Origin of the sequence: Pseudomonas fluorescens, assembly GCF_001708445.1 — a bacterium.
In the GTDB taxonomy this organism is placed as follows: Bacteria; Pseudomonadota; Gammaproteobacteria; order Pseudomonadales; family Pseudomonadaceae; genus Aquipseudomonas; species Aquipseudomonas gorinensis.
The window spans coordinates 5,115,787-5,129,684 of record NZ_CP015637.1 but is presented as its reverse complement, the minus strand read 5'-3'; the positions used below and the strand labels follow the sequence as shown (position 1 = coordinate 5,129,684).

The window sequence follows — 13,898 nt, the reverse complement described above, 5'->3', positions numbered from 1 at the left end:
CCTCGTCTTTATTGTTATTAAACTGTTTTTATCTAACGCGGGTTACTTTTTTTTCATCTAAAACAACAACTTATCTACTTCAGCGACCTTTGAATTGGGCCACATTGTCCGCATGCCCCTGTGCGGGCAATGAAGAAGCAGTGCCGAGGCGCTCGCCAGTGTTGGCGTCGAACAGCAATACCTTGGATGGATCGAATTGCAGTGTCAGGGTCTCGCCCACCTGCGGCGCCACATCAGGCGCCAAACGGCAGCAGACCTTGGTGTCATTGAGCTGCACAAACACCAGTGTGTCCGGCCCGGTCGGCTCGGTGACCTGGACCTCGGCACGAATGCTCGATGAACCATTGCCCTCACCCGTTGCCAACACGATCTGCTCCGGGCGCAGGCCCAGAATCACATCACGGTCTTCCAGACCGGCGTCGTTCATACCCAGCGGCAATTCGCAACGCGCCTGGCCGCTGTCGAGCAGCGCCACCAGCCCCCCGTCCTTGCGTTTTAGGCGCATAGGAACGAAGTTCATTGGTGGTGAACCGATAAAGCTTGCCACAAATAGGTTAGCAGGGTCGTTGTAAATTTCTTTCGGCGTGCCAAATTGTTGGATGATGCCGTCCTTCATCACCGCCACTTTATCGCCCAGGGTCATCGCTTCGATCTGATCGTGGGTGACGTAGACCGTGGTGGTTTTCAGGCGCTGGTGCATCAGCTTCATTTCGGTGCGCATCTCGACGCGTAGCTTGGCGTCGAGGTTGGACAGCGGTTCGTCGAACAGGTAGATCTTCGGGCGACGCGCCAGGGCACGGCCCATGGCCACCCGCTGTTGCTGGCCGCCGGACAATTGGCCCGGCTTGCGGTTGAGCAGGTGCTCGATCTGCAGCAGCTTGGCCACACGGGCCACTTCGGCGTCGATGTCGGACTGGGCCATCTTGCGAATCTTCAGGCCGAACTCGATGTTCTCGCGCACGCTCATGGTCGGGTACAGCGCGTAGGACTGGAACACCATGGCGATGTCGCGATCCTTGGGGCTCATGCCGCTGACATCCTGGTCACCGATCATGATTGCGCCGCCGGTGATGGTCTCCAGGCCCGCGATGCAGTTCATCAGCGTGGATTTACCGCAGCCCGAGGGACCGACCAGGATCAGGAATTCGCCTTCCTTGATCGACAGTTCGATGTTCTTCAAGGTGTCGGGCAGGCCGGCGCCATAGGTCTTGTTTACATTGCGAAGTTCAAGCGTAGCCATGATTACCCCTTGACCGCGCCGGCCGTGAGGCCGCGCACGAAATACTTGCCTGCGATCACATAGACCAGCAGGGTCGGCAGCCCGGCGATCATCGCCGCCGCCATATCCACGTTATATTCCTTGGCCCCGGTGCTGGTGTTGACCAGGTTGTTCAGCGCCACCGTGATGGGCTGGGAGTCGCCGCTGGAGAACACCACGCCGAACAGGAAGTCATTCCAGATCTGGGTGAACTGCCAGATCAGGCAGACCATGATGATCGGGGTCGACATCGGCAGGATGATCAGCCGGAAGATGGTGAAGAATCCTGCACCGTCCAGTCGCGCCGCCTTTATCAGCGCATCGGGAATGCTGACGTAGTAGTTACGGAAGAACAGCGTGGTGAACGCCAGGCCGTAGACCACGTGCACAAACACCAGGCCGGTGGTGGTGCTGGCCAGCCCCATCTTGCCGAGGGTGAACGACGCCGGCAGCAAAACGGTCTGGAACGGCAGGAAGCAGCCGAACAACAGCAAACCGAAGAACAACTGTGAACCACGGAAGCGCCAAAACGACAGCACATAGCCGTTCAACGCGCCGATGGCGGTAGAAATCAACACGGCCGGCACGGTGATCTTGATCGAGTTCCAGAAGTAACCGTCGACGGTGGCCCAGGCCTTGACCCAGCCGATGCCGGTGACCACGGTTGGCCAGCTCAGCAGGTTGCCGGTACTGATGTCTTCCGGGGTCTTGAAGCTAGTGAGCAGCATCACCACCAGCGGTACCAGGTACAGCAGTACCGCGAGGATCAGCACCGCATAGATCGCGATGCGACTCAGGCTGATGGCAGGTTTGGAGGCGAGACTAGTCATGACGCTTGGTCCTCAGCTCGGAATACAGGTACGGCACGATGATCGCGAGGATCGCACCGAGCATCAGGATTGCACTGGCCGAGCCCATGCCCATCTGGCCACGACTGAAGGTGAACGAGTACATGAACATCGCTGGCAGGTCGGAGGAGTAACCCGGGCCGCCAGCAGTCATCGCTGCCACCAGGTCGAAACTCTTGATTGCAATGTGTGCCAGGATCATCACCGCACTGAAAAACACCGGACGCAGGCTTGGCAGCACCACGCTCCAGTAGATGCGCGGCATGCTCGCGCCATCGATCTGCGCGGCACGGATGATCGACTGGTCCACGCCACGCAGGCCGGCCAGGAACATCGCCATGATAAAGCCAGAGGCTTGCCACACCGCGGCGATCACCAGGCAGTAGACCACGCGATCCGGGTCGATCAGCCAGTCGAGACGGAAGCCTTCCCAGCCCCAGTCACGCAGGAGTTTGTCCAGGCCCATGCCTGGGTTGAGCAGCCATTTCCACGCCGTACCGGTGACGATCATCGAGAGCGCCATCGGGTACAGGTAAATGGTGCGGATAAAGCCTTCGCGACGAATTTTCTGGTCGAGGAAAATCGCCAGTGTCACGCCGATCACCAAGGTGATACCGATAAACATCCCGCCGAAAAGGGCCAGGTTCTTGCTCGCGACCCACCAGCGATCGTTGTCGAACAACCGCTCGTATTGCGCAAGGCCCGCCCATTTGTAGCTCGGCAGGAACGTAGACGTCGTGAACGACAGTACAAACGTCCACAGGATGTAGCCGTAGAAGCCCACCAACACGATGAACATGCTGGGCGCCAGCACCAGTTTGGGGAGCCAGCGCTGCAGTGCATCGAACGGCGAGGCTTTGCTGAACACAGCAACAGAACTCATGGGGAAATCCAATACAGGAAAAAAGGACTACAGGAACAGGCCTTGTGAGGGGTCAGGGGCCCCCCTCACAAGGTCAACCGTTACTTGGCAGACTTGATCGCAGCGCCGAGTTTCTTGGCGGTGTCGGCCGGGTCGGCTTTCGGGTCGTTGATGTAGTTGGTCACGACATCAAAGAACGCACCTTGTACGGCCAGGGTGGTGGCCATGTTGTGCGCCATGCTTGGCTGCAGGCCGCCGGTCTTGGCGTCGGCCAGGAAGTCCTTGGCCGCGGTCTGGGCGCAGGAGTCGAAGCCGAGCTTGTCCATTTCATTGAGCATGTCGGTACGAACCGGGATCGAACCCTTGTTGATGCTGAACACCTTCTGGAAGTTTTCACCCAGCACGACCTTGGCGATGTCCTGCTGGCCAGCGGCAGTGCCTTTGTCTTTCTGCTTGAACACCGCCAGGGAGTCGATATTGTAGGTGAAGGCCTTGTCGGTGCCTGGGAAGGCTACGCACTCGTAATCCTTACCGGCGACTTTCTTGGCAGCGGTCCATTCGGACTTGGCCCAGTCACCCATGATCTGCATACCGGCCTTGCCGTTGATGACCTTGCCGGCCTCGAGGTTCCAGTCCTGGCCTTTGCCGTCGACGTCCATATAGGTCGCGACTTTCTTCAGCTCGGTCAGGGCCTTGACCATCTGCGGACCGGTCAGCGCGCCGTTATCCAGGTCGACCAGGGCTTTCTTGTAGCCATCGGCCCCCATCACCGACAAGACGACGGCTTCGAACACCGTGCTGTCCTGCCAAGGCTGGCCACCGTGGGCGAGCGGGATGAAGCCCGCGGCCTTGAGCTTGTCGCCGGCTGCGTAGAATTCTTCGAGGGTGGTCGGGTTCTTGGTGATACCGGCTTTCTTGAAGACGGCCGGGTTGATCCACAGCCAGTTCACGCGGTGGATGTTGACCGGTACGGCGACGTAGTCACCGTCGAACTTCACGGTATCGGAGACTTTCTTGTCGAGCAGGGAGTCCCACTTTTCTTCTTTGGCGACGTCTTTGAGCACGTCGGTATCGAGCAGGCCAGTAGACGCCCATTCCTGGATGTCCGGGCCTTTGATCTGGGCAACACCTGGCGGGTTGCCAGCCACCGCGCGGCTTTTCAGCACAGTCATGGCTGTGGCGCCACCGCCACCGGCAACGGCGCCGTCTTTCCAGGTGAAACCATCTTTCTCAACTTGGGCCTTCAGGACATCTACGGCCGCTTTCTCACCACCGGAGGTCCACCAATGCACAACTTCAACCGTCCCTTTCGAGTCGGCGGCAAAAGCACTGAGGGGAAACAACGAGGCGACGGAAATAGCGATGGCGAGGCGATTAATCGCGTTCATCTGAGTACCTTTTTTTTGTTGTTATGCATGCAAGTCTGGAGCTTGCGCTGCACGGAGTTTAAACAGGGATGTTGCAAGCGCAGGTAACAAAGGGATGCACAAATGTCACCATCTGGTGACATAGCACCCCTCTGCCAAGGCGCTGGCCATGCTTGGGGACAAGGGCAGTGCAGGCAGCACTACCGCTTGCCAGGCGTGATACAGGTCCGCTTTGCCACCCCATATCCGACTGCTGGGCTGGTTATGCGGGCTGAGTTCGTGGTGCCAACTGCCATGGGCTCGATCAATAAAATGGGTGTCACAAAACTCCCAGAAGCACCGGTACCAGGTTTCATACTGCAACTCGCCGGTGCGCTTGAGCAAAGCCTGGGCGGCGGCGCTGGCTTCGGCGTGGGTCCAGTGCAGGCGCTCGCGCACTACCGGGCGGTGGTTCCAATCCAGGGTGTAGACGATGCCGGGGGCACCATCCACCGCCCATGCATACTCGCAGGCACTGGCGAACAGGCCTTTGGCGGCGGTCAACAGCCAGCCCGGCGTGGCCAGGCCGGCTTGCAGGCGTGCGGCTTCCAGGTGCAACACCAGGCGAGCCCATTCGAAACCGTGGCCAGGGGTGATGCCGTAGGGGCGGAATCCGTCAGCGGGGTTGTCTTCGTTGTAGTCGAGCAAGGGTTGCCACTGGGCGTCGAAATGCTCGATCACCATGAATTGGTTGCCGGCGGCGTGGGTCTGGATCACACGCTCGACGATACGCAAAGCACGGTCCAGCCAGCGGGTATCGGCGGTGACATCGGCCAGGGCGAGAAACGCTTCGGTGGCGTGCATGTTGCTGTTGGCGCCGCGATAGGCTTCGACGCTGCTCCAGTCCCGGGCAAAGGATTCGAGCATCACGCCCTCCTCCTCGCTCCAGAAGAACTGATCGATGATAGAGACGGCGTCGTTCAGCAAGGTTTGCCCACCGGGTGCACCCACCGCCACCGCCGAGCTCGCGGCCAGGGCGACAAAGGCGTGCAGGTACGCGGCCTTACCGGTGTTGCCATCCAAGGCGCGAGGGGCGGCGAACCAGCCACCATGTTCGCTATCGCGCAGCGGGCCACTGAGCGCGGCGACCCCATGCGCGACCAGCTCGGCATAGCCCGGTACGCCCATGGCGTGGGCCATGGCGAAGCTGTGGGTCATGCGAGCGGTGTTCATGGTTTCGGCCTGGGCATTGGCTGGCAACTGGCCTTGATCGTCCAGGTTGCCAAAGCCTTCAGGCAAGCGGGCGGCCTTGGCGAATGACAGCAGGCGCTGGCCTTCGTTGGCGAGCCAGGCGTGATGGGCAGGTGCGTTCAGCCAACTGCTGGCAGGCAGTGGTTGCGTGGTCATGGGTAGCCCTTTTTATTTTTTATGGGATGGGCCCGAGTCTAAACAAGGGCGAGACGAGGGCAAGTAACGAAGGGGATGGGAAATGTCACCGGATGGTGACATTCATACCACTGAGTTGGCTATGGGAAGCGGGCTTGTCCTAATACCTGTCAGTTAAGGAGAAACACTGTAACCGTGGCGAGCGGGCTTGCCCTAATGCCGTTCAGTTAAGCGTACATCGCCTTCTGTAGGAGCGAGGGGGACGCCTAGTTCTTGCTCGCGAAAAACGGAACGCGGCGCCTGTGAGTTCTTCGCGAGCAAGCTCGCTCCTACAAAAAAGCCTTAACTGAACGGCATTAGGGCTTGTCCCGCGTTGGGCTGCGTAGCTGCCACAGTCAAGAAGAACGCGGTGTATCAGCCACTCCGTGGAGGCTGGTTTTGGGGCTGCTTCGCAGCCCAACGCGGGGCAAGCCCGCTCGCCACAGGGCGATTTGTCAGGGGCTGAAAAGGTGCGTAGGTACCCATCCCTTCCACATTGGCTCCCCTGCGTTTTATAGACCAGCGGCACACCCGATTACCTAAACAATGACCTGCGGCAGCATCGCTGTAACATTCTGCAACGAACATGCACGACATCCTCACAACACTGGATGCTCCGGCATGGCCACCCCTTCCCTGACTGCCTCCACGCATACGTCATCGATTGATACCCAACCCCGGCTCGACAAGAAACCCGGCCTGCTGACGGTGATCATCTTCTTTGCCGTGCTCGCCATGGGCCTGTTGTTCACCGCCTACAGCCTGATGCGCGACATGCACGAACTGGGCACCGTCGTTACCACCTGGACCCCGTTTCTGCTGTTGGGCGTGGCACTGTTGATCGCCCTGGGTTTCGAGTTCGTCAACGGTTTCCACGACACCGCCAACGCCGTGGCCACGGTGATCTACACCAACTCGCTGCCGCCGCAATTTGCGGTGGTGTGGTCGGGCTTTTTCAACTTCCTCGGCGTGCTGCTCTCCAGCGGCGCGGTGGCGTTCGGCATCATTGCCCTGCTGCCGGTCGAGCTGATTTTGCAGGTGGGTTCCTCGGCCGGTTTCGCGATGATCTTCGCCCTGCTGATCGCGGCGATCCTGTGGAACCTCGGCACCTGGTGGCTGGGGTTGCCGGCGTCTTCATCCCACACCCTGATCGGCTCGATCATCGGTGTCGGCGTGGCCAACGCCCTGATGCACGGGCGTGACGGCACCAGCGGCGTGGATTGGAGCCAGGCGATCAAGATCGGTTATGCCCTGCTGCTCTCGCCGTTGATCGGCTTCGTCTTTGCCGCACTCTTGCTGCTGGCCCTGCGTGTCTTCGTGAAAAACCGTGCACTGTACAAGGCGCCCAAAGGCGACACCCCGCCGCCCTGGTGGATTCGCAGCATGCTGATCGTCACCTGCACCGGTGTGTCGTTCGCCCACGGCTCCAACGATGGGCAAAAAGGCATGGGCCTGATCATGCTGATCCTGGTTGGCACCTTGCCGATGGCCTATGCGCTGAACCGCACCATGCCCGCCGAACAGTCGTTGCAATTTGCGGCGGTGGCCGAAGTGACCCAAGTGGCGCTGATGAAAAGCGCGCCGCAGGCGCTGGCCGGCGACCCGCGACCGATCCTGTCGACCTATGTGACTACCAAGCAGGCCACGCCCGAGCTGATCCCGGCCCTCGCCGCCCTCGCCGGCCAGATCGGCGATGAAGTCAAAGGCTACGGCTCCCTGGCCAAAGTCCCCGCCGAAGCCGTCGGCAACGTGCGTAACGACATGTACCTGAGCAGTGAAACCATTCGCCTGATGGACAAGGACAAAGTCGGCCATTTCGACGCCGATACCCAGGGTAAGCTGCAACTGTTCAAGCAACAGATCGACAATTCCACCCGGTTTATTCCGCTGTGGGTGAAGATCGCCGTGGCCATCGCTCTGGGGCTTGGGACCATGGTCGGCTGGAAGCGCATCGTGGTGACCGTGGGCGAGAAAATCGGCAAGACCCACCTGACGTACGCCCAGGGCGCCTCGGCCGAGACCGTGGCGATGCTGACCATCGGCGCCGCGGATATGTTCGGGTTGCCGGTGTCGACCACCCATGTGTTGTCGTCCGGTGTGGCGGGGACCATGGTGGCCAATGGCGGCGGTTTGCAGATGAAGACCATCCGCAATTTGCTGATGGCCTGGGTGTTGACGTTGCCCGCGGCGATTGTGCTATCCGGTAGCCTGTACTGGCTGTTTACCAAACTCTTCTGACACACCATCGATGCACAATGTGGGAGGGGCGGTGCGACGATTCGACGTGCTCCCTCCCACATTTGGACGTGTGCTGTGTCAGCTGTTGAAGAGCCCGGCCATCGCCTTCAGCCGTTTCTTGTACACCCGCCGCGCCTCCAGCGCCTCCTCCAGCGTCACCGCCACAAACCCCGCCCGCTGGTTCGGCTGCATCTGCCCGATCAGGTCCAGGTCGGCACTGATCACCGTGCCGATCATCGCGTAACCACCGCCGGATACCGCATCGCGGTGCAGCACAATCGGCTCCAGACCGGCCGGTACCTGGATCGAACCGATGGGGTAGCAACTGTCGACGATATTCGACGGGTCAGACCCGGCCCCAAACGGCTGCTCCCGTGGCTGGAAACTCAACGCACTGCCGCCCTTGAAGCGATAACCGATGCGGTCCGCTTCGGAACCCACCGTCCACGGTTCGGCAAAAAAGCTGCTTTTTGCCCCATCGCTGAGGCGTTCGTAATACAGCCCCGGCACCACGCGCAAGGTCACATCGCCACCGACCGAACGACGCAACGCCATCGGCAAACTGTTGCCCGCCCGCCCCTGTCCGCTGGCTGGGCCGATGGGCAATTCATCGCCGGCCTGCAAGCGCCGCCCGTGAAACCCACCCAGCGCGCCGAGGGTGTAAGTGGAACGACTACCGAGCACCACAGGCACATCGATCCCCCCGGCGACCGCCAGGTAGGCCCGGGCGCCCGCCTTCGGAAATTCAAAGCGCAACACCTGCCCCGCGCGTACAAGGAAGGCGGTGTCCTGGTGCACCACTTCGCCGTCCAGGCGTGGCGACATCAGGGCGCCGCTGATGGCCACCAGCGCGTCCTGTTGAAACGCCAGTTCGGGGCCGATCAACGTGCATTCCAGCCCCGCCGCGCCGACCGGATTGCCCACCAAGTGGTTGGCCGCGCTCAACGCGTACTGGTCCAGCGCGCCGGACGGCGGGATGCCCAGGTGGTAATAACCTTCACGGCCCAGGTCCTGTACGGAGGTGGCCAGGCCGGGTTTGAGGACCTTGATCATGCCAGCGCCTCCTGCAGGGTTTTCGGGTAGCCGATGGGGTCGGCGAGAAACGCATCGAGGGAAAACTCCACCGGGCGGATGCGCAGGTCGAAACGCCCAGCGTCCACCTCGGCGACGGCCAGGTCGTAGGCCGTGCGGTCGATGGGTTTGAACTGCACGATATCGCCGGGGCGGAAGAACACCATGTGTTCCTGAAGGTAAGCCAACTGCTGCGCCGGGTCGTAGATCGGCGCCGGGGTTACGCCGAACATCTGATAACCGCCGGCGCCGCGCACCGAGTAGATGCAACCGAAACAGCCACCGTGGCCAAGGGTCAGCTTTGGCGTGTCGGTACGCGGGCGCAGGTACTTGGGCACCTGCAATTGCCGCGCGCGCTCGACCATCTGGAACATGAACGGCAAGCCCGCGACAAAGCCGACCATCGACACAAACCACGGCGCGCCACTGTGGGCGGCGATAAATGCGTCGACATCCGCCAGGCCATTGATGCGCGCGGCGTACTCCAGGTCGGTGCCGCTGGGGTCCTGGTGGCGATCGCGAAAACGCATCAGGGTTTCATGGGTCCAGGGGTCGTTGTACAGCACCGGGATTTCGATGATGCGCGTGTGCAAGGTGCGTTCGGCCACCGCCTGGGTTTCGGCGCTTTGCACCGCGTCGAGCAGCACATGGGGCGCGATGCGGTCGGGGTCGAAGCGAATCTGGAACGAGGCATTGGCCAGGCATACATCCAGCACGCCATCCAGGGCCAGGCGCTCCACGGCGCGGGTCACGGCCATGCCCTTGAAAAAAGCCTCCAGGGACATGCTGTCGCTGACCTCGGCAAACAGGTGTTCATCCGCGCCGAAGCTGTAGCGGATTGGGGATGTTTCAGCCATGTCTGTTCCTCTTGGAATCATTGTAGAAAGGCAGGCAAAAAAAAAATGATCTGTGGCGAGCGGGCTTGGTGTGTGAGCGAGTCAGTTGTGGCAAGCCCTAATGCCGTTCAGTTAAGCGTACATCGCCTTCTGTAGGAGCGAGGGGGACGCCTAGTTCTTGCTCGCGAAAAACGTCAGGAAACACGCGTTATCGTTGACGTTTTTCGCGAGCAAGCTCGCTCCTACAGAAGGCGATGTACGCTTAACTGAACGGCATTAGGACAAGCCCGCTCGCCACAACAGCCCTAGATGCCGGGCGTTCAGCGTGATTGATAGCATTTCAGTTTGAAAATTTGCGGAACGCCCAGCGCCCGGCGATCAGCGTGAAGGTCGCGACCAGCGCCACCAGGATCCAGAAGCCCTCCGGGTCCTGGGAAAGCGGCACGCCGCCGACGTTCATGCCGAAAAAACCGGCAATGATATTGATCGGTAACGCCAGCACGGTCACCACGGTCAGGGTGAACAGCGTGCGGTTGCTTTGTTCGTTGAGGTTGGCGGCGATCTCTTCCTGCAACAGCTTGATCCGCTCACCCAGGGCCGTCAGGTCGTTGATGATCAGCGCGAACTCCTCGGTGGACTTGCGCAGCTCCTTCACGTCTTCCTTTTGCAGCCACTGCGGTGGGCGGTTGAGCAGGCGCAATAACGAGCCGGGCTCCAGCGCCAGCAAGCGTTGCAGGCGCACCAGCACCCGGCGTGCGGCCCCCAGTTCGGCGCGGTTGGTGGACAGGCGCGAGGACAGTAGCTGATCTTCGATATGGTCGACGCTGATGCTGGTCTTGCGCACGATCTGCGTCAGCACTTCGCCCTGGTCGCGCAGCAGGTGTACCAGCAGCTCCGAGGGCGAGCGAAAGCGTTCGCCGGCCTTCACCGAAGAACGCAGTTTATCCACCGAGTGCAGGGGTTGCAGACGTGCGCTGATCAACAGCCGGCTGCGGGCGCACACCCACAGTGTGGAAATATCCGACGAGACCATGCTGCTGAAGTTGAACACCACGTCGTTGACCACCGCCAGCAAGGCCGAGTCGACGTGCTCGATACGGGTGGAGCGCGAGCCTTCGTGCAAGGCTTCGAAGAACTCTTCCGGTAAATCCAGATGCGCCTGCATCCAGCGCTCGCACGCGGCGTGGGCCAGGTTCAGGTGCAGCCAGAGGAATTCTTCCGGGTCGCCCGGTTGCTGTAATGCTTGCAAGGCCGTGGCTGAATCAATCTGCTCACCCTTTTCACCGGGGCGAAAACGAAAACCGTAAAGCAAGCCAAACAGATCAGGATCCTGGTGGCTGTGGTCGATGCTGTGGTTCATGGCGGCTCGCAAAGAAAGCGCCTGTAGGACGTTTCACAGGTTCGCGTGGGCGAATCATTGCAAGGATATTTGACAGTTTTGTGACCGTTTGAAGGGGGCGAGCATAATTAAGACACTTTTTTGACCATCGCGCTGAGCGGCTCCGGGCCGTCATGGTTGCCGCGATGAAGGGCAGTGACCAGCAGGTAGATGGATGAACGCCCATAAAAAAACCGCGCCACCCAAAGGTGGCGCGGTTTTTTCAAGGGTTGACTCAAGTGTCGAGTTTGTCTTCCAACACGGCGCCGGTCTTGGCGTCGAGTTTCACTTCGAACTTCTTGCCGGCGGTGTCGGTCAGGTCGACTTCGTAGACCAGTACACCGCTTTTGTTGTGGTCCAGCTCGGTGTCGGTGATGCTGGCACCTGCGTGCTTGGCCAGCGCGGCGGCATTGAGTTGCTCGAAAGGCTTCACGGCACCGGACTTGAGCAGGCCTTCAATGTGATCCGGGCGAACATCCGCCTGGGCCAGGCCGGCGGTCAGGGTCAGGGCAGTGGCGGCGAACAGGGCAGTCAGGGTTTTCATCGTGTGTGTCCTTCTTCGTTGAGCTGTTTAAGTGGCGCCAGATTAACCAGCGCAACTTAACTCATCCTTAATGGCAAACTGACTCACTCAGTACTTATAGTCGTTCAGCAGGTCCTGCACGCTGGACGACGGCCAGCGCTTGTAGAACTTCAGCAGTTCGGCTGCGCGGTTGGTGAAGATGCCATCGACGCCGGCTTTCATCACTTTCTCGAAGTCCACGGGCTCATCCACGGTGTAGACGTGCACCAGCAGGCCCTTGTCGTGGGTCAGCTTGTTCATTTCAGGCTTGACCAGGTCGGTGTAACTCTGGTCCCCGTGGGCCGTCAGTTCGGCCGAAGGGCCCGTGCCGATGGCGCCCAGGCTCTTGGCTTCGTCGACCCACTTTTCGAACTCGGCAAAGTCTTTCGGCTCTTGCTTGGCGTAGTAGGCCGCCTTGGTCGGCTCGCCGGATTCGGCGAAGGTGACTTTGGACTTAGGCTCGATGCTGCCTTCACCCACCCACAACAGCAGGATCTTCGGGGTGTTCGGCATTTCTTTCTGCAGCTCTTTGAGGCTGGCGGTCTCGAACGTTTGCAGCACCACGCGGCCCTTGCCTTGGCCGACGCCGGTATTGCTCTTGCCCAGCTTGGAGCCGGCGGAGCTCAGCCAGCCTTTGTCCAGCAGCTTGTTCTTCAGGTCGGCTTCGATACCGGGGAATTGCTTGGGCTCCTTGGTCTCGATGTACAGGCCGGGTTTGTGCTGCGGGTTGCCTTCGGCGATCTTGATGATGTCGTCCAGGCTCTGGATTTTCAGGCCGACGAAGCCGGGACGGGCGCGATCCGGGTAGGCGGCATTGAACCAGCTGCCGGCGTCGAGGGTTTGCAGTTCTTTCCAGGTGAACTCGTTGGCCGGGGCGTCCTTGCGCTCGGGAAACTTGGTGGCCACGTCGGTGGTGCGTTGCAGGTTGTTGTCGTGCAAGGCGAACAGCACGCCGTCCTTGCTGCGCTGCAGGTCCATTTCCAGGTAGTCGGCGCCCAGGTCTCGCGCCACCTTGTAGGCCGCCGCGGTGGATTCAGGGGCGTCGTAGGAGGCGCCACGGTGGGCGATCACGGCAGGGTGGGGAATGCCTTCGTTAGTTGCCAATTCAGCCGGGCTGATCGGGTCGGCAGCCTGTACAGGGGCCATGCCGAGCATCAGGGCGAGCAGCACGCCCCCTAGGGTGGCGGGCGCCGGGCCGTTGGTAAACGTGACAGGCATATGCGAAATCCTTTCGTGGAGGTAGCTTTGAGAAGGCCTCCTTTTTAACAATTGATTGCGAACGGCGCTATCACCAAACCGACATTAACGTGCGCACGCGCCAATTTTCTCGGTTTTTTTGCGATACATTGCAGTACTCTTGCTGCGAACTGCCCCGTTAGAGGGCAGTCCTTTCTGCCACGCGTGTAAACCATCTTTCCAGTCCCTGTGGGACTTTTCAGTGAGGTTTACCATGCGCATCACCTCCGAGCTTATCTGCCAGGCTGCCGATCAACTCCGCGGATTTGTCGGCCTGAACCGCAAGACCGGCCAATACATCGTACGTTTCAGCGAAGACTCCTTCGGCATGGACGTGGCCGATGACGGCATCATTCCTACCGCGGAATTCGTCTGGTTGCCGGCCCCTGAGCAGACCATGACGCTGTCGCGCGAACGTATCCAGTTGCTGTTGGACCAGAATATCGACGACCGCATCAACATCAGCGAACCGCTGCGTGTGTATATGCGGCGCGTGGAGATTCCGCAGATCAGCGCATTACGCAGCCTGGTGAGCTAGACGGCATAAGCGGTAAGCGAGCTTTTTGTGGCAGCGGGCTTGTTGTGGTGGGCAGGCTTTCTCTGGTGAGCGGGCTTGTTGTGGCAAGCGGGCTTGTTGTGGCGAGCGGGCTTGCCCCGCGTTGGGCTGCACAGCAGCCCCAAAACACAGCCCCGGAGCTGCCTGACACACTGCAGCGTTCTTAATTGGGGCTGCTGCGCAGCCCAACGCGGGGCAAGCCCGCTCGCCACAGTAGGCCCTCCACACCACAACAGGCCCGATTGCCACAACAAGCCCGCCCCCTCAGAGAACCAGGCGATA

Annotated in this window: 13 protein-coding genes; 2 read left to right on the top strand and 11 right to left on the bottom strand. The window is 60.5% G+C overall.

The features are described 5' to 3' along the window. Positions 1 to 79: 79 nt before the first annotated feature. The 5 genes from A7317_RS22755 to A7317_RS22735 all read right to left on the bottom strand — a co-directional run bounded on the left by A7317_RS22755 (position 80) and on the right by A7317_RS22735 (position 5,721). Positions 80 to 1,240 (bottom strand): ABC transporter ATP-binding protein, encoded by a 1,161-nt coding sequence (locus tag A7317_RS22755; protein ID WP_069076882.1) that lies wholly within the window; start codon positions 1,238 to 1,240, stop codon positions 80 to 82. 2 nt (positions 1,241 to 1,242) lie between these two features. Next, positions 1,243 to 2,088 carry a carbohydrate ABC transporter permease gene (locus A7317_RS22750; protein WP_024077089.1) on the bottom strand — a complete coding sequence of 282 codons (846 nt, stop codon included), beginning with the start codon at positions 2,086 to 2,088 and terminating at the stop codon, positions 1,243 to 1,245. Then, on the bottom strand, positions 2,081 to 2,989 hold the full coding sequence (locus tag A7317_RS22745; RefSeq protein WP_024077090.1) for a carbohydrate ABC transporter permease: 909 nt from the start codon (positions 2,987 to 2,989) through the stop codon (positions 2,081 to 2,083). The genes A7317_RS22750 and A7317_RS22745 overlap by 8 nt, the downstream gene beginning before the upstream one ends. Positions 2,990 to 3,069: 80 nt before the next feature. After that, positions 3,070 to 4,356, bottom strand: a complete 1,287-nt coding sequence (locus A7317_RS22740; RefSeq protein ID WP_024077091.1) for an ABC transporter substrate-binding protein — start codon at positions 4,354 to 4,356, stop codon at positions 3,070 to 3,072. A 105-nt stretch (positions 4,357 to 4,461) separates the two neighbouring features. Further along, complete coding sequence (locus tag A7317_RS22735) at positions 4,462 to 5,721, bottom strand: AGE family epimerase/isomerase (protein ID WP_069076881.1); 1,260 nt, start codon at positions 5,719 to 5,721, stop codon at positions 4,462 to 4,464. A gap of 639 nt (positions 5,722 to 6,360) precedes the next feature. Here A7317_RS22735 and A7317_RS22730 point away from each other — a divergent pair. Next, positions 6,361 to 7,977, top strand: a complete 1,617-nt coding sequence (locus A7317_RS22730) for an inorganic phosphate transporter (protein ID WP_024077043.1) — start codon at positions 6,361 to 6,363, stop codon at positions 7,975 to 7,977. A gap of 78 nt (positions 7,978 to 8,055) precedes the next feature. On the opposite strand, the gene A7317_RS22725 is transcribed toward A7317_RS22730, so the two are convergent. From A7317_RS22725 to A7317_RS22705, 6 genes are all read right to left on the bottom strand, one after another. Then, the gene (locus tag A7317_RS22725) at positions 8,056 to 9,030 is read right to left on the bottom strand and encodes a biotin-dependent carboxyltransferase family protein (RefSeq protein ID WP_069076880.1); all 975 of its coding nucleotides are present in this window, start codon (positions 9,028 to 9,030) and stop codon (positions 8,056 to 8,058) included. After that, complete coding sequence (locus tag A7317_RS22720) at positions 9,027 to 9,905, bottom strand: 5-oxoprolinase subunit B family protein (protein WP_069076879.1); 879 nt, start codon at positions 9,903 to 9,905, stop codon at positions 9,027 to 9,029. The genes A7317_RS22725 and A7317_RS22720 overlap by 4 nt, the downstream gene beginning before the upstream one ends. Before the next feature lie 319 nt (positions 9,906 to 10,224). Next, on the bottom strand, positions 10,225 to 11,244 hold the full coding sequence (locus A7317_RS22715) for a transporter (RefSeq protein WP_024077042.1): 1,020 nt from the start codon (positions 11,242 to 11,244) through the stop codon (positions 10,225 to 10,227). Positions 11,245 to 11,351: 107 nt separating this feature from the next. Beyond that, positions 11,352 to 11,489, bottom strand: coding sequence for a hypothetical protein (locus tag A7317_RS30725; protein WP_155766414.1), 138 nt, complete (start codon positions 11,487 to 11,489; stop codon positions 11,352 to 11,354). A gap of 8 nt (positions 11,490 to 11,497) precedes the next feature. Then, a complete protein-coding gene (locus A7317_RS22710; RefSeq protein ID WP_024077040.1) occupies positions 11,498 to 11,806 on the bottom strand; it encodes a PepSY domain-containing protein in 309 nt (102 codons plus the stop codon). Positions 11,807 to 11,893: 87 nt separating this feature from the next. Next, entirely contained in the window at positions 11,894 to 13,042 is a 1,149-nt protein-coding gene (locus tag A7317_RS22705; protein WP_024077039.1) for a glycerophosphodiester phosphodiesterase family protein, read from the bottom strand. Positions 13,043 to 13,274: 232 nt separating this feature from the next. Between A7317_RS22705 and A7317_RS22700 the strand changes: the two genes are divergently transcribed. Then, complete coding sequence (locus tag A7317_RS22700; RefSeq protein WP_024077038.1) at positions 13,275 to 13,598, top strand: DUF2025 family protein; 324 nt, start codon at positions 13,275 to 13,277, stop codon at positions 13,596 to 13,598. Positions 13,599 to 13,898 lie beyond the last annotated feature (300 nt).